This window comes from Nocardia otitidiscaviarum NBRC 14405 (genome assembly GCF_000308635.1).
Classification (GTDB): Bacteria; Actinomycetota; Actinomycetes; order Mycobacteriales; family Mycobacteriaceae; genus Nocardia; species Nocardia otitidiscaviarum.
The window spans coordinates 17,175-32,874 of the sequence record NZ_BAGD01000071.1 but is presented as its reverse complement, the minus strand read 5'-3'; the positions used below and the strand labels follow the sequence as shown (position 1 = coordinate 32,874).

At 69.4% G+C, this 15,700-nt stretch carries 16 protein-coding genes; 7 read left to right on the top strand and 9 right to left on the bottom strand.

From position 1 onward, the window contains the following. Positions 1-3: 3 nt before the first annotated feature. Both ON31_RS14235 and ON31_RS14230 read right to left on the bottom strand, forming a co-directional pair. A complete protein-coding gene (locus ON31_RS14235; protein ID WP_039813960.1) occupies positions 4-1,347 on the bottom strand; it encodes an oxygenase MpaB family protein in 1,344 nt (447 codons plus the stop codon). A 3-nt stretch (positions 1,348-1,350) separates the two neighbouring features. After that, positions 1,351-2,370: an oxygenase MpaB family protein gene (locus tag ON31_RS14230; RefSeq protein WP_218007323.1), complete on the bottom strand. Its 1,020-nt coding sequence runs from the start codon at positions 2,368-2,370 to the stop codon at positions 1,351-1,353. A gap of 65 nt (positions 2,371-2,435) precedes the next feature. Here ON31_RS14230 and ON31_RS14225 point away from each other — a divergent pair, with 65 nt between their 5' ends. Next, positions 2,436-3,086, top strand: coding sequence for a TetR/AcrR family transcriptional regulator (locus ON31_RS14225; RefSeq protein ID WP_255222099.1), 651 nt, complete (start codon positions 2,436-2,438; stop codon positions 3,084-3,086). 39 nt (positions 3,087-3,125) lie between these two features. Here the strand turns inward: ON31_RS14225 and hpnE are convergent, their stop codons facing one another. Together hpnE and ON31_RS14215 are read right to left on the bottom strand one after the other, a co-directional pair. Next, the gene (gene hpnE / locus ON31_RS14220; protein WP_039813957.1) at positions 3,126-4,496 is read right to left on the bottom strand and encodes a hydroxysqualene dehydroxylase HpnE; all 1,371 of its coding nucleotides are present in this window, start codon (positions 4,494-4,496) and stop codon (positions 3,126-3,128) included. Between the two features lie 125 nt (positions 4,497-4,621). Further along, positions 4,622-5,782 (bottom strand): acyl-CoA dehydrogenase family protein, encoded by a 1,161-nt coding sequence (locus tag ON31_RS14215; protein ID WP_039813955.1) that lies wholly within the window; start codon positions 5,780-5,782, stop codon positions 4,622-4,624. A gap of 137 nt (positions 5,783-5,919) precedes the next feature. Here ON31_RS14215 and ON31_RS14210 point away from each other — a divergent pair, with 137 nt between their 5' ends. Both ON31_RS14210 and ON31_RS14205 read left to right on the top strand, forming a co-directional pair. After that, on the top strand, positions 5,920-6,507 hold the full coding sequence (locus ON31_RS14210) for a TetR/AcrR family transcriptional regulator (protein ID WP_029932297.1): 588 nt from the start codon (positions 5,920-5,922) through the stop codon (positions 6,505-6,507). Positions 6,508-6,607: 100 nt separating this feature from the next. Next, positions 6,608-7,030 carry a DUF7144 family membrane protein gene (locus tag ON31_RS14205; RefSeq protein ID WP_039813950.1) on the top strand — a complete coding sequence of 141 codons (423 nt, stop codon included), beginning with the start codon at positions 6,608-6,610 and terminating at the stop codon, positions 7,028-7,030. Positions 7,031-7,037: 7 nt separating this feature from the next. Here ON31_RS14205 and ON31_RS14200 read toward each other — a convergent pair whose 3' ends face one another. The 3 genes from ON31_RS14200 to ON31_RS14190 form a co-directional block, all read right to left on the bottom strand. Next, positions 7,038-8,003: a DUF389 domain-containing protein gene (locus tag ON31_RS14200; RefSeq protein WP_039813948.1), complete on the bottom strand. Its 966-nt coding sequence runs from the start codon at positions 8,001-8,003 to the stop codon at positions 7,038-7,040. Between the two features lie 10 nt (positions 8,004-8,013). Continuing rightward, the gene (locus ON31_RS14195; RefSeq protein ID WP_039813945.1) at positions 8,014-8,220 is read right to left on the bottom strand and encodes a DUF8691 family protein; all 207 of its coding nucleotides are present in this window, start codon (positions 8,218-8,220) and stop codon (positions 8,014-8,016) included. A gap of 153 nt (positions 8,221-8,373) precedes the next feature. Then, on the bottom strand, positions 8,374-10,992 hold the full coding sequence (locus ON31_RS14190) for a winged helix-turn-helix domain-containing protein (RefSeq protein ID WP_147287232.1): 2,619 nt from the start codon (positions 10,990-10,992) through the stop codon (positions 8,374-8,376). A 516-nt stretch (positions 10,993-11,508) separates the two neighbouring features. Between ON31_RS14190 and ON31_RS14185 the strand changes: the two genes are divergently transcribed. After that, positions 11,509-11,883: an SHOCT domain-containing protein gene (locus tag ON31_RS14185; RefSeq protein ID WP_039813939.1), complete on the top strand. Its 375-nt coding sequence runs from the start codon at positions 11,509-11,511 to the stop codon at positions 11,881-11,883. 148 nt (positions 11,884-12,031) lie between these two features. On the opposite strand, the gene ligD is transcribed toward ON31_RS14185, so the two are convergent. Then, positions 12,032-12,976 carry a non-homologous end-joining DNA ligase gene (ligD, locus tag ON31_RS14180; RefSeq protein ID WP_051037230.1) on the bottom strand — a complete coding sequence of 315 codons (945 nt, stop codon included), beginning with the start codon at positions 12,974-12,976 and terminating at the stop codon, positions 12,032-12,034. Positions 12,977-13,349: 373 nt separating this feature from the next. Between ligD and ON31_RS14175 the strand changes: the two genes are divergently transcribed. The 3 genes from ON31_RS14175 (at position 13,350) to ON31_RS14170 (ending at position 14,983) form a co-directional block, all read left to right on the top strand. Then, positions 13,350-13,778, top strand: a complete 429-nt coding sequence (locus tag ON31_RS14175) for a hypothetical protein (protein WP_039813934.1) — start codon at positions 13,350-13,352, stop codon at positions 13,776-13,778. A 9-nt stretch (positions 13,779-13,787) separates the two neighbouring features. Then, positions 13,788-13,943: a DUF6131 family protein gene (locus tag ON31_RS37280; protein ID WP_085996422.1), complete on the top strand. Its 156-nt coding sequence runs from the start codon at positions 13,788-13,790 to the stop codon at positions 13,941-13,943. A 125-nt stretch (positions 13,944-14,068) separates the two neighbouring features. Beyond that, positions 14,069-14,983, top strand: coding sequence for a 2-hydroxyacid dehydrogenase (locus ON31_RS14170; protein ID WP_039814043.1), 915 nt, complete (start codon positions 14,069-14,071; stop codon positions 14,981-14,983). A gap of 31 nt (positions 14,984-15,014) precedes the next feature. Here ON31_RS14170 and ON31_RS34650 read toward each other — a convergent pair whose 3' ends face one another. Beyond that, complete coding sequence (locus ON31_RS34650; protein ID WP_147287231.1) at positions 15,015-15,641, bottom strand: Rv1733c family protein; 627 nt, start codon at positions 15,639-15,641, stop codon at positions 15,015-15,017. Positions 15,642-15,700 lie beyond the last annotated feature (59 nt).

The window sequence follows — 15,700 nt, the reverse complement described above, 5'->3', positions numbered from 1 at the left end:
CGCTCAGCGCATCGGGCAGCGCGCCGGACCCTCGGCCGTACCGTCGTGCTGATCGTAGGGAGTGCCGCGAATCCCGGCGCGCGCGGCCAGCACCCGGGCTACCCGGGTGTTCACATCCCACATGGGGTCGACGCGCTGCGAGCGACGTAGCATCCGCCGCCGGGCTCCCGGCAGCCGATCGTCGAGCGCGCGCCAGCGCACCGCGGCGGTGGCCGCGACCCCGGTCAGCTCCCGCCACGGATGGATCGGCACCGAGCGCAGCGGGGTGTCGGCCAGCAGCGTCCGCACCAGACCGTCACTGCTGTAGTACGCGAACAGCCCCACCAGCGGCGCGGTCGCCAATGCCCGCGCTCGATCGCCGACACCGGTGCCCGCGAACCGTTTCGTGGCCGCACCCGCCATGGTCGCGGTCCACTCCGGTGCGGTGCCCGCGGTCGCCACCATGTAGTCAGCCATCTCCATCCCCTCCCGCGCCGACCGCGGAATCAGCTCCTCGGCGACCCCGAACACATAGGCGATATAGGCCCAGTAGTGCATGACCGCGTCGAGTTCGGCCGTCCCGCACCGCCGCCCGTGCACATGGTCGAAGCAGATCGGCGAGATGCCGAAGGTGACGGCCGCCCCCATGGTGGTGGCGTTGGAGATGGGGTTGCCGTGCAGCGCGAAGTGCTCGTCACCCCAGCGGCGGCGCAGCCCGGCGCGCACCTGCGCGTGCATGAGCCGCACCCGCACGGTATCGGCGAACACCGGCGACCAGCGGTCGAGCGCACCGGGCAGGGTGACGCTGCGGAACCAGTTCGCGGTCTCCAGATTGCGCCGATACGGGTCGTTGACGAAACGTCCGGTGGCCCCGGTGGCCGAGGCCACCTCCGCGCCCACGAAGGTGCCCATGAAATCCTGCACCCCCATGGCCAGCTTCCCGGCCAGGGAGACATTGATCCAGCGGCGGCGTCCGTACTCCCACAGCTCGGGATCGAACCAGTCCGGCGGCTCGTCCAGGTGCGCGAAGAGATCCACCAGCTCCGGCGGCGGATCGTCGAGGCTGTCGATACCGTGCGCCAGGGCCTGGTCGAGCAGGGCACGGCAGCGGGTGTTCCCGATCCGGGCGAAGGCCCGCACCACCGCGTCCATGGGCTCGTCGCCCTGCCACAGGTGGTCGGCCATGAGCCGGGTGCGCGGGGTGTCGACGGGTTCGGGCCGGACGTCGATCCACGGTCCGAGCATGGCGCGGCGCGGCTGGTACCACAGCTCCGACGGCACCGCCCGGGGCGGCGGCGGGCGCAGCGGCATGCCGGGCCGGTAGTAGTAGTCGTAGGGATGCTGGTGGGTATCGGTGCGTGATCGCATGATTCAGAACCCCGTGAGCTGCCGGAACCGCGTGGTGGCGGTGCTGCCCCGGTCGGCGTGCACCGGGCAGTAGTGCTTGGCCTCGCCGCGGTGTTCGGGCGCGGGCCAGAGCAGCTCGGGAGCTTCCGGCGGTGCCAGCCACGCCGGGCGCTTACCCGCGACGCGGCGGCGTCCGGCGCGGATGCGCGGGAAGAAGTACTTCACCTCGTCGGGGGTCACCCGGTTCATGGCCGAGAGCGCGACGCACAGCCGATCGAAGCGGACCTGATCGCGGGCGGTCCAGGTGAACCCCATGGTGCGGCGAATGGGCGGATCGCACAGCCCGATGGTGACGAACTGGTAGAACCGTGCACCAGCCGGACGAACCAGGTACTCCCACAACGGTTTCGGCATCCACCGCAGCACCGGGAACGGGGGCACGGGCGCGGTATCGGCGAGATGGTAGACATCCCAGGCCGCCCGGGTGGGTTCCAGCCCGGTGTCGACCATCTCGTCCCAGTACCGCTGGAACTCCGGCCAACTGCGCGGCACCACCCGCATACTCATGCCGTACATCTCGTACCACTGATAGTGCTCGCGCCACAGCTGTTCGCGCTGTTCGGGCGACAGCCCACCCATGAACAGCTCGGCGGCGCGCAGGGTCTGCACGAAGAACACGGCGTGCGCCCAGTAGAAGGTGCCCGGATCGAGGGCGTGATAGCGCCGCCCCTGTCCGTCCACCCCCTTGATCTCGCGGTGGTAGCCGACGATCTCGCGGGCCGTGCGCCGGGCACGCGGACCGTCGAAGACCACGCCGACGATGGGATAGGCCGAACGCAGCACCCGCTGATAGAACTCGTCGGCGATCTCGGAGTGGAATTCCACCCCGGCTCCCAGCCCCGGGTGCATGTTCTGCACCATGCCGAGGAACAGACCGGTGGGCGCGAAGTACAGGGAGCCGAAGATCTTCCAGGTCAGCGAGTCGGGACCGAGCGGCTCGGGCTCGGGACGCGGCTCGTGCTCCACCACATTGTGTAACACCATGCCCTACGCTGACACGAATAAAAGCTCGCATTCAATTCGCGTCCAGCAGCTGAGGCCCAACCGTCATGCCACCGAGACGACAGCGACCCGCCACCCCCGCGCCGCCGCGCAAGACCCCGCGTCAGGAGCGGTCACGGGCCATGGTGCGCCGGATCGTGGACGCCGGAGAGGCCGTGCTCGTGCGGCACGGCTACGACGGGGCGTCCACCAATCGGATCGCGGCGACGGCGGGGATCAGTCCCGGTTCGCTGTACCAGTACTTTCCCGATAAGGACGCCATCGTCTCGGCGGTGATCGAGCGATACACCGCGGCGGTGGCCGACCGGGTGCGCGCGCACGTCGTCAGCCAGCTGGCGACACCGCCGGAAGTGGGTGTACCGGAGGCGATCACCGTCCTGCTGGACGCACTCGGCGACCACCCGGAACTGCTGCGGGCGGTGGTCGAGCAGACGCCGCGGTTGACCTCCGGCACCGCCGTGGTCGCCTTCGAACAGCAGATCGGCGAGCTGGCCCGGGTGGCGCTCACCCTGCGGCGCGAACAGGTGCCCGCCGATGTCGATTTCGATGCCGCCGCCTGGCTGCTGGTGCGCGCCGTGGAGCATCTCACCGTGCGCTATGTGCTCGACCGGCCGCCGATTCCGCGCGCCGTATTCCTCACCGAGATCACGCGTCTGGTGCTGAACTACTTCCGGCCGCGAGCAGAACGCGAGCGGTGACCGGATCGAGCGTGACCGCCCGCACGCCACCGCACCCGGTCAGGCCACCGGCGCGGCCGCGGGCAGGGCGAGCAGCAGGTCGACGGCGCGGGCGGCGCTCTGGGCCGCGCTCTCCATGGTGGCGCTCCAGTCGGTGCGGGTCCAGTCCCCCGCCAGCACCAGGGAGGGCACCGAGGTGCGCTGCTCGGGGCGCAGGCCGTCGGTGCCGACCACCTGGGAGAAGGTGGCGCGCGGCATGGGCACCACCTGGGCGTGGCGCACTTCGGCGTTGCGGGCGGCCGGATAGTAGCGGCGCAGCAGCGCCAACTGTTCGGTCACCACCTCGTCGTGGGGTTTGTGGATCTGTTCGTACGCGCCACTGGTGGTCAGGCAGTAGAGCCAGCCGTACGTGGTATCGCGTCCGTGCATGCGCTGACGGTCGAACACCTCGTCGATGACACCGGCGCCGCCGATGAGGGCCTCGAACTCCCCCTCGGTGCGCAGCGGCCGATCCAGGTACAGGTTGGTGCTGACGATCGGCGTGTACCCCAATTTGTCGGCGGCGGAGTAGATCTCGTCGTGCTCGGGCAGTTCGTCCAGCAGTCCCGCGACGGCCGAGTTCGGCACCGCGCACACCACGGCGTCGGCGGGCACCTCGCTGCCGTCGGCCAGCAGCACCCCGGTCACCGCGCCGTCGCGAATACCGATGCGCCGCACCACCGCCCGATACCGCACGTCCACACCGTATTTCGCGAACACCCGCCGTGCACCGGTGACGAAGAGGGTGTCCAGATCGGTGGTGGGATAGCCGATGGTGACCACCCGCCGATGCCGGACGCCGAGCCGAATACCGGTGGCCAGCACGTCGGCGAACACCTTCGCCGACTCCTGCTCGACCGGTTCGGCGGCGATGCCGAGCGCCAGCCAATCCCACAGCGCCTCCCGGGCGGTGGCGGGCATGCCGACGCGCTCGAACCACTGCGCGGTGGACAGGTCGGCGAGGTCCGCGGGCTGGTTCAGACATTCCCAGCCCAGCCGCGCGGTGGCGATCCCGGCGCGGATCCGGTCGGTCGGACCGGCATCCGGATGCGCGCCCAGGAAGGTGCGGATCGCGCCCAGACCCTTCGTTCTCATCACGGTCGCCCGGCCGCCGGGCCAGCGCAGCACCCCGCGGTGCGGGAACGCCACCTGGTCGCGGGTGCCGACACTGCTCAGATATCGAAACAGGTGCTCATATCCGCTGGCGATGACATGCTGCCCGTTGTCGGGGATGTCCCGCACCGGCGCGGCCTGCAGGGCGTGGGTGCGGCCGCCCAGCCGTCCGCGCCGTTCCAACAGCGTGACCCGCTTGCCCGCCTCCGCCAACCAGACCGCGGCGGCGAGCCCGGCCAGGCCGCCCCCGATCACCACATAGCGCCGCGGATCGTCCATGAGAGCTCCCGAACCAGAACCTGTTCCTACTCGGCTTCCGTTCGGGGACGTTACTCCGGACAAACCAAGCACCGCACGATAATTCGGTCACCCGAGCGAGATCCCCGCCGGATGGCGCACGGTGCTCACAGGGAACGGGAGATGATCTCCTTCATGATCTCGCTGGTGCCGCCGTAGATGCGGTTGACGCGGGAACCGGTGTACATATTCGCGATGGGATATTCCATCATGTAGCCGTAGCCGCCGAACAGCTGCAGACACTTGTCGACCACCTTGTCGGCGGTCTCGGCGGCGAAGAGTTTGGCCATGGAGGCCGTGGCCGGGTCGTTCTTGCCGTCGATGTACTGCGCGATGGCGTGGTCGACCATGGTCTTGATGGCCAGTGCCTCGGTCTTGGCCTCGGCGAGGGTGAAGGCGTTGTGCTGGAACTTGCCGATCGGGCGGCCGAACGCCTCCCGTTCGCGCGAGTACCGCAGCGCCTCCAGCACCGCGGCCTCGGCCAGGGCCGAGCAGATGCTGGCGATGATGAGGCGTTCGCGGGCGAGCTGCTCCATGAGCTGATAGAAGCCCAGACCCTCCTGTGCGCCCAGCAGATTCGCCACCGGCACCCGCATATCGGAGAAGAACAGTTCGCGGGTGTCCTGAGCGTGCTGCCCCATCTTCTCCAACACACGGCCACGTTCGAAGCCGGGCAGATCCTTGGTCTCGGCGACGATGAGCGAAACGCCCGCCGCGCCCTGGCTGGGATCGGTCTTGGCCACGATCACCAGCAGATCGCAGTGGGTGCCGTTGGAGATGAAGGTCTTGGAGCCGTTGACGACGTAGTGGTCGCCCTCGCGAACGGCGGTGGTGCGCACCGCCTGCAGGTCGGACCCGGTGCCCGGCTCGGTCATGGCGATGGCCAGCACCAGGTCGCCGCTGATGATGCCGGGCAGCCACTTCGCGCGCTGCTCGTCGTTGCCGTACTTGTAGATGTAGTGCGACACGATCGGCGAGTGCACCGAGAAGCCGAAGCCGTTGTCGTGCGCGTAGACCAGTTCCTCCTGCACGACCGCCTGCAGGCCGAAATCGCCGCCCGCGCCGCCGAATTCCTCGGGCAGGTCGAGGCCGAGCAGGCCCGCGTCCCCGGCCTTGTTCCAGAATTCGCGGTCCACCTGGTGCGCGCGGCTCCAGCGCTCGCGGTTGGGCACGATCTCCTTGCGGAAGAACTCCGCCGCGTGCTTGCGCAGTTCGCGATGCTGATCGGTTTCCCAGGTGGGGCGGTAGTCGGGGAAGAGTTCGGACATCGTTGTGCTCTCTACTTTCCGATGGGCGGGAGGTGATACCAACGCCGGACAATACGATTGTATAGCCTGCATGTCTACCGTATCGGTGGCTGGTACGCGCCGTAGACTGCTCGGGATATCCGACGAACCGAGGGCAGATGCTGAATCCACGGGCCACCGCCGACGACCTGACCGCCAAGGCGCGCATCCGCAATGCCGCCATGGACCTGTTCGCTCAGTACGGCGAATCCCGGGTCTCGCTGCGCGCGGTCGCCGCCGAGGCCGGTGTCACCCTCGGGCTGGTACAGCACCACTTCAAGACCAAGGCCGGTCTCATCGAGGCCGTGGACCAGCTGATCGTCGACTACTTCGCCGCCGCGGTCTCCTCGGTCCCGCCCACCGGCACCACCGCCCAGGTCGCCACCGCCCGCGACGAGGCGGTCCGGCGAATGCTCCACGACAATCCCGCCGTGGTGAACTACGTCCGCCGCGCCGTGCTGGAACCCGCCGAAACCCAGCTGCGCCTGCTCGAATCCCTCGTCGACCTGACCCGCCGCGAGATCACGGGCCTACGCGAGGCGGGCCTGGCCTCCACCACCCGCCGCGAACCCACCCAGATCGTCGAGGTCATGGTCCGCCAACTCGGCGAACTCCTGCTCGCCCCCATGATCGATGCCGTCTGGGAGCGCGTCGCCGACCCCACCGACACCGCCAAACCCCGCCTCACCATCACCGTCCGGGATTGAGGGGCGCGACCGGACCTCACCCGCATCGGATGATGCGGGGCCACGGGCGCGACGGTGAGGATGACCTCCGATACGCATCATTCGTTCGGAAGGAGTCGTCATGACCTCTCCGTCTCAGGAGCAGCCGGTCGCGTCTCAGCAGCACTCGGTTCGGCACGGGGTCGCCGCGGTGACCTCGATCGGCGCCGGGGTTCTTCTGTTGACCGTCGGCACGGTGTCACTGTTGCAGGGCATCGCGGCGGTGATCGACGACGATATCTTCGTTGTCGGCGTCGAATACGTCTATCGGATCGACACCACCTCGTGGGGGTGGATACATATCGTGCTGGGCGCGGTGCTCATGCTGTGCTCGGTGGGGCTCATGATGGGTACCGCGTGGGGGCGCGGGGCCGCGATCGGGTTCGCGGCACTGTCGATCGTGGCCAACTTCCTGTGGCTGCCGTACTACCCGTGGTGGTCCGTGCTCATCATCGCGCTGGACGTGGTGGTCATCTGGGCCGTGGCGACCTGGAAGCCGAGGTGACCCGGGGTCAATCGCCGACGCGGCTGCCGACGGTGTGCACGATCACCACCCGCGGATTCCACGGCACCAGCCGATCCACCCGCTCCTGGAGCTCGCTCACCGGCGGCAGCTCGTCGGGAGCCAGCACCTGGATGGTCGCGGTGTCGCTCTGCAGCGACACCTCCGTGACCTGCGCCCCGTCCACGCCGGTGAGCCAGGCGCGCGCCGCGTTCGCGATGCGGTCGGCCCACAGCGAGGACAGCGAATTCACCACCATGGGCACCGCCACCAGGATCAGCGCGGCGGCCAGCACCGCGTAGGCGCGACCCCGGCGGGTGGCCCCCACCCCGGCCTCGTGCGCGTAGCCGGTGGCGACCAGCACCACGGTGGCGGTGACGATCATGGCGACCATATTGGAGGCGAACAGCACGAACGCGCCCAGCGCCAAACTCGGTGCGTGCGAACCGAGGCACACCCCTACCACGCCGAGCGGCGGCACCAGGGAGATGGCGATGGCCACGCCCGGCAGCACATCGCCGACATCGCGGCGGATCATGGCGATCACGCCGACCAGGCCGGTGGCCAGCGCCGCCGTCAGATCCATGAGCTTCGGTGAAGTACGGCCCAGCACTTGGGAATTCGCCAGCACATCGGTCGGATTGGGCAGAATCTTGGCGACGACGAAACCGATGGCGACCACCAGTGCGACACCCGCGACCACCAGCGCCAGGCTGCGCGCGATCAACGCGCCCCGGCCGGTGGCGATGCCCAGCCCGACGCCCAGGATCGGAATCGACAGCGGCGCGACGATCATCGCGCCGATCACCGTGGCGGTGGAGTCGCCGACCACACCCGATACGGCGATCACGCTCGACAGCGTCAACATGATCCAGAACGCGGAGCGCTTGGGTCCGGTGTCACCACTGCTCAGATCGAGCCGGTCCACCAACTCGTCCAGCGTCCGCCGTTGACTTTCCGGTGCCAGCACAGCCATGGGACGCTCCTTAGTCCGGTAGTTGCCGCATCTCCAGCAGCGTGAGTCCGAGATTGTCGATGCGGGCGAGGATTCCGCGCATCGCCGTGGGGTCGATGACCGCGCCGAACAGGGTCGTCGTACCGTGTCGTCGCGGTGCGGCGGACAGTTCGGGGAAGGCGGCCAGCGCACGCTCGGACAGTTCACCGTCGAGCACGAACTGGTACCGGGTCGGCATTGTCGCCAGGCCTCCTCTCCCGAGCCCGTCGCCGTCGACGCTCACCGTCACGGCGGCTACCGCCATACGTGATTCGAGTCTGCGCTCGCCGCAGCCGACGCCACCTCATCCGCCAGGGGTGAACCGGGCGCGTCGACAACCGGGCGCGTCGACTCAGAGCAGACCGCTGCGCCGGGCCTCACTCAGCACCGCGACCCGGGAATTGCTGCCGAGTTTGGCGTAGATGCCGCGCAGATGCGTCTTCACGGTATTGATCGACACACCGAGATCGTCCGCGATCTGCTGGGTGGTCCGGCCCGAGGGCAGCTGCCGCAGCACCTTCAACTCGGTGCCGGTCAGGCCCGGATGCGCGGTGTGCCGGCGCATCAGGGGATGACGGCGCAGCGTCGCGGCGTAGGCGTCCAGATGTCCGAAGCTGCCGTCGAATCGGTCCAGCAGGCCGAGTGCGCCGGGCACGTCCAGGAAGGGACGGAAGACGCGCTCGGCGGCGGCGTGGCGCAGCGCGTGCTCCAGCCCGTCGCGGGCCTGGGCGGCGCCGCCCAGCTCGTCGTGCGCGACCGCGTACAGCAGCCACGCGGTGACCTGGTGTACCGGATGCACCGACGTCGCCGCGTCGCACAATGGATCGACCAGTTCGAGGACCGCGCGGGAGCGGTGCGCGGTGACGGCCAGCGCCGCGCGCGCGACGCGGACCTCCATCACCTCGCCCAGCACCGACCGCGCCTGTTCGACCACGAGCTGCGCCTCGTACGGTTCCCGCACCTGGAGCAACGCCCACACCACGAAGGGCACCAGCCCCGCACTCGTTTCCGGAACCGGATGGGCGTCGAGTACCCGCACCAGCCCGGTGCGCAGCAGCTCCGCGGCGGCGCTCTTGTCCTCGGCGGCGGCGAAGGACACCAGGGCGCCGATCAGATGGGCGTGCCAGCCGCCGTTCGCGCCCACCGACCCGTCCACCAGGGTGTGTTCGGCGAGCATGCGCGTCACGTAGTCGATATCGAGGGCATCACCCTGCAGGTAGGCCCCGAGCGCGGCCAGCGCCGTCGCCTGCGCGGTCTCCGGAGCCGCCAGCAGATGGTGTTCACGCGCCACGTCCAGCGCGTGTTCGGCGCGGCGGCGCATGGTGGTGAGCGCGCCCGCGAGACCGGCCGAGACCGCGAGCCGGGTCAGCGCCCGCACCCGCAACTGCGGATAGGTGTTCACCTCGGCGACGGCCAGTCCCCGGCGCAACCGCTCCTCCCCCTCCACCGGATCGCCGAGCACGAGCAGCGCGGTGCCGGTCTCGATGGCGGCGTAGCAGTCCAGGTCGGGGTACCCGGTGCCGAGCGGCAATTCCGCCCAGCCGTCATCGACCGGCATCCCCGCCACGACCGCCAATTCCGCGGTGACGGCGGCGGTGAGCGCGGTGCGCATATCGGCGGTGGCGAAGGATTCACGTCCGTCGCGGCGATTCCGGCAGGCGTCGAAATGCGCACGCGCACTGGGGATGTCACCGTGCACCAGAGCGTCGACCACGCGGAGCGACAGCAGGTAGGGATCCTCCGACAGCGCCGGATCGGCCGCGGCCACGGCGTCGAACAGCGCCGTGCCGTGCCCGGCGACGGTCAGACCGAGCGCATGCTCGCCGAGGAAGGCCAGCAGCGGCCAGCGCGGCAGGCCGAGCACATGGGGCAGCGCCGCCGCCGGTTCGCCGATGGACTGCAGATGCAGCGAGGTGCGCAACCGGAGTTCTTCGGCGAGCTGCGGACCGAGCCGGTTGAGTTCGGCGAGGAAGTAGGCGCGCAGCATCGGGTGGTAGGCGAACCACTCCCGGTCCTTGCGGACCACGGAGGTGAGCGGATAGTTCAACCGCTCCAGCTCGTGCAGCCAGTGTCCGGCGCCGCCGCCGATCAGATCGTCGGCCAACTGTTCGGTGAACTCGGCCGGGACGCTGGTGTGGGTGAGGAACAGCCGCAGGCCGGGCGACAGGGTTTCGATGAGTTCCCCGGCCAGCAGATCGGAGATCGAGGCCGGGAGCCGCGCGAGCGCGGTGAGCGCGGCCGCGGCGGGCTCGGAGCGGGTGGACAGGAAGATGGCGGCCATCCGCACCAGCGCGGCCCAGCCGCGGGTGAGCTCCATCAGCAGTTCGAGTTCATCGTCGGCGAGCGAGCAGCCCTGATCGCGGCACAGCCGCGCCACCTCGTCGGGTGTGAACGCGAGCCGGTCGGCGCCCCATCGCCACAACCGCGAGCCCAGTTCGAGCGGATGCCAGCGGATGGGCGGTTCGTAGCGGGCGGAGACGACGACCGTGACGGTCGGCGGCACCGACAGCAGGAAGTGCTCGAATCCGGCCAGGGTGAGCGGATCGGTGATGAGGTGGGCGTCGTCGATGACCAGCAGAATCCGCCGCGAGTCGCTGGCCAGCGCGTCCGCGAGCTGCGTCGCGTCGGCCAGCGGTGTGCTCAGCGGACCGTGCGCGGACGCCGCGACGCCGAGGCGGGCGCGCAGGCTTTGCCAGAGCTGTCCGGCGGGAGCGTGTTCGTCCACGCGCAGCCACACCACCCGGTCCCGGCCGTGGGCTTCCGCCCATTGCACCAGCAGGACGGTCTTTCCGCTCCCCACGGGCGCGCACATCAGCACCACGACACCCTCGGGCGTTTCGGTCAGGGCCTGCAATTGCGCGAGCAATCCGCCCCGGGGTATGGGAGTGAACGCCAGGTGTGGAATTCCCGTGGCGGCCGGTATCGAATTTCCGTCCGGTCCAGCGATTTCGAGGCCGTGTGCTGCAGTCATCGTGCCTCCCGAGGCGTACCGACAGCCTGTCTGTCACCGTGCTCTGCTCGCGCAGTTTAGTGGACGTGAATCCTCGATTCGGGAACTGAGATGACCTTGTTGCGGCGTCACCCGAAATGGGTGAGGAGATGCGACCGGATGCCATTCAGAATTACACCCGACCCGGTCCGGATCGCGGGAATGTCGGGCCGACATTCCTGGCCCTCATGCTCACCGTCGCCGTGGCACCGATCCAGACCTGGGCGCGGCGGCGCGGCTGGCCCGCGTGGCTGGGGGTGGAGCTGGCGGGTGATCCTGCTCTACTGCGTGATCAATCCTGGCGATTCCGCTCACGCTGCTGCTCGAGGCAGTGCTGTTGGATATCGCTCCGTCGACCCGGTGGGTGAGCGCCCTGATCAGCACCGCGCCACAGCACGATTCTTCACCCGAATGAGGTGATCCCCGCCCGCGGAGCGCGAAATAGCGTGGCGGCAGTCGTCTTACCGCGACGTCCGTCCTAGACAACCGAGGTGCGATATGTCGTTCTGGGAAGTGCTCTGGCTGATTCTGGTGAGCTTCGCGTTCATCGCCTATCTGCTGCTGTTGTTCTACATCATCGGCGACCTTTTCCGTGACAAGGAGACCTCCGGTTGGGTGAAGGCGGTCTGGATCGTCTTCCTCATCTTCCTGCCGCTGATCACCTCGCTGATCTATCTGATCGTGCGCGGCGGCGGAATGCAGGAACGCTCGGCTGCCGAGGCCAAGCAATGGCAGGCGGCCGAACAGGACTACATCAGGAAGACCGCCGGAACCAATCCGGCGGCCCAGATCGCCGACGCCAAACAGTTGTTGGCCGACGGCACCATAACCCAGGCGGAATTCGAGCAGTTGAAAGCGAAAGCGCTGTCCTGACCCGCGCACCACCGATCCCATGACCAGCAGCACGATGGCCATGACCGCGTGGTTGTCGGCCCTGCGATTCGCCCAAGCCGGTGCCCATGCGCCCACGCTACGTCCGGGCCGCGCGGCGGCCCTCACACGCGTCGGGTGAAGTCGCCCCTCACTCATCCGGAGTGGTCGCCGTCTCGGGCAGCAGCACCTCGGCCGCCGTCTTGTCGGAACGCAGGCCCTTCCAGCTGGGCATGCGCAGGCGGTCGGTGAATTCGCGGTACTCGACATCGCCGACGAGTATCGGGCGCACCCAGTGCCAGCGCCCGGACAGCGGTGGCGCGGTGGCGAACGGGCTTGCGGGCAGGGCGATGTCGTCGAGGGCGGCGCGCAGCACGCGGCGCACCGCCTGGGTGAAGCCGGTGCCGACATTGCCGATGTAGACCAGCGTGCCGGTGGCGTCGTGGGCGCCGAGGACCAGGGAGCCGAAGGTGTGCTGGTGTCCACCGCTGCCCGGAGTCCAACCGCAGACGATCACTTCGGTACTGCGGCGCAGCGGCGTCTTGATCCAGGCGGGCGAGCGACGCCCCGGCAGGTACGGCGAGTCGACGCGCTTGGAGACGATGCCCTCCAAACGATGCTCCCGCGCGACCGCGAGCAGCTTTCCCGCTTCCACCCCGAGCCAGTGCGGCGGCGCGGAAAGCGGTGCAGTGAGCGGCAATTCGGCCAGCAGTCGGCGTCGCTCCAGATAGGGCAGCCCAGTGACATCACGTGCGCCCACGGCGAGGACGTCGAAGGCGAACAGCTGGACCGGCACCTCGGCCACCAGTTGCTCCCCCGGCCGGGCGACATGCATCCGCCGTTGCAGGCGGCCGAAGGAAGGCGCGCCGTCGGCGTCGGCGGCGATCACCTCGGCATCGAGTATCAGGGTCCGCTCCCCCACCAGCGCCCGCAGCGCGGCCACGAGTTCCGGATACGACCCGCCGACATCCCTGCCGTTGCGGCTGTAGAGCCGACACTCCCCCGCCGCGCACACCGCCATGATGCGGGCACCGTCCCATTTCATCTCCACCGCCCACCCCTGCACGTCCGGCGGCGGCCCCGCCACCGCCAGCATGGGCGCGGGAACCTGCCGGAAGGGCGCGGCCACCGGGTGCCGCTACCCGCGGGGGCAACCAGGCAAAGGGGACATGCCCCGAAGTTTGCCTCAATGTTGCCCACGGGTACGCGCGGCTCGCCGTGCATCCCGCCGCCGTGGTCACGCGCGTCCCGTGCCGTCGCGCACCCCGGCATGCCGTGCGGGCTCAGCGTGCCGAGATGCCGCTGTCTCGGATCACCTCGAGCACCTCGCCGTAACTGAGATCGGCGGTCACCACAACCCGCACGCGGCCGCACCAAACTGCTTCGCGTGTCAAGGAACACGCGCGGCGTGTCGCGAAAACCGCGGCTCGTGACGGTTTGGGTGGCGGCGTAGCGGGAATAGCCGCGATATGTTGACCATCATCGGGCTCATCGCCCTCCTCGGCGCCGTGGCCGTGGGCGTTGCCGGTGTCCAGGAGAACAACGGCGAAAACAACACGCTCTCCAACGGTTTCACGGTTTTCGGCCAGAACTACGAGCTGTCCTCCGGGGCGGTGTTCGGTTACGGCATGCTCGTCGGCGCCATCGGCGCGTGCGGGCTCATCCTGCTCCTGACGGCGGTGTGGACGGCATCGCGGCGCGGCAGCGCCGCACGGCGTGAACTCCGCAAGTCGAAGCGCGAGATCGCGGCGGCCCGTAAGGAATCGGCCGCACCGGCGGACGTGAACGAGAAGGCTCCCGGCCCGCGCTCCACCCCGGATTCCACGCCCACCTGGTCGTTCAATCGATTCCTGCACCGCCCGACCACCGGCAAACCGGCCTCGCCCGCATCGAAATAGGACCCGACCATGATCATTCTCGGCCTCATCCTGCTCGTCGCCGGATATTTGCTAGGCATCCCGATCCTCACCACCCTCGGCGTCATCCTCGCCGTCGTCGGCGTGGTGCTCGCCCTCCTCGGCTCCGCCGGACGCACCATCGGCGGCCGCAGGCACTACTACTAGGCGACCAGGCGCACCACCACGAGACCAGCCGCGCCGTGGCCGTGGCCGCCGTCCGCACCCGCGGGCGGCGGCCGCGTCGTATCGTCCGCACCCGGGCGCTGCGCGGCCGGACTACGGTGACGCTCATGGCGACGACTGTGTTGATTCCCGACGATGACGGGCTGCGAGCGGTGTCGGCACTCGACGGGGTGCGGGCGGTGCGCTACGAGCCCGGCGGTCCGGTGCCTCCGGGCGGTGCCGACGCCGAGATCCTGGTGCCCGGCTTCCTCACCGGATCGGCCGCCGCCGCCCTGGCCTGGGAGCTGCCGAAGCTGCGCCTGATCCAGCTGCTCACCGCCGGTGCCGAGGCGTGGGTCGGACGGATCCCGGAGGGGGTGCTGCTGTCCACCGCGCGCGGCGCGCACGGGGCCAGCACCGCCGAGTGGGCGCTCACCGGGCTGCTCACCGTCTACCGCGAATTCACCGAGTTCGCGGTGGCGCAGCGCGAGCACCGGTGGACCCAGCACCGGACCGACACCCTGCACGGCAAACGCGTCCTGATCGTCGGCGCGGGCGATCTCGCGGCCGAGATGCGCCGCAAGCTCGCCCCGTTCGACACCCCGGTGACCGTGGTGGGCACCCGCGCCCGCGACGGTGTGCACGGGGTGGACGAACTACCCGATCTGATTCCGCACGCCGACGCGGTGATCCTCACCGTCCCGGTCACCAGCCGCACCGTGGGCATGGTGGACGCGGATTTCCTGGCCCGCATGCACGACGGCGCGATCCTGGTCAATGCCGCGCGCGGACCGGTGGTACGCACCGACGCGCTGCTCGCCGAACTGACCGCCCGACGGCTCCGCGCCGTCCTGGACGTCACCGACCCGGAGCCGCTGCCCGCCGACCATCCACTCTGGGACGCGCCCGGTCTGCTGCTCACCCCGCACGTGGGCGGCAGCAGCCGCGGCAGCGTCGAGCGCGCCTACGCGGTGGCGGTGGGCGAGATCCAGCGGTATCTGGCCGGCGAACCGCTGCGCAATCTGGTCGACGGCGAATACTGAGTGCGGCTGTTCGCGGAGGGGTGTCGCGTCCTCAGAGGGTGTCGCGCCCGATCGAATGATTCATGGTGCGCCACTCCTGATCCCAGCGCGCATTGCGGCGCGCGGTGAGCGCGGTATGCGTCACCCACACCAGTGCGGCTGCGGCACACCAGGTTTCGACCAGAATCGCCAGCCCGGTGCCCACGCCCTCGGCGGCGGCCGATCCCGGCTTGGCCGGTGGCGCGGTGGGCGTGCCGTCGACGCCGAGCCAGACCTCGGCATCGGCCCCGGCGACCGCGGGTGTGGAGAGGTTGACATCGGCCTCACCGGTGCGGCCGTCGGCGTCCCAGCGCACGGTGGCCGGGAAACGTTCCACCCGCACCCCGCCGCCCGCACCGGTCACATCGTCTGGCATACCCACGACGGTGGCGGTGACCCGGGTCTTACCGGCGTCCTCGGCGGCGATGCGCGCCGCCGCCCCGGTGTAGGCCGTGGTGCCGATGGCTCCCGCGAGCGGCACCGCCACCAGTGCCGCGAGCACCGCGACGAGCCAGATCAGTGCCTCCCACCGATCCGATGCGCGCATGAGCGGATTCGGGTTCCACGGTTGCACCCGCCACAGGCGCACCGGCAAATTCGCCGACACCTGGACCACCTTCTTCCACGGCGTCGCTGACACCGATTACATCGGAGCCCATACCCGTTGTGATACTCCCGCAAACCCGATATGTCCAGTGA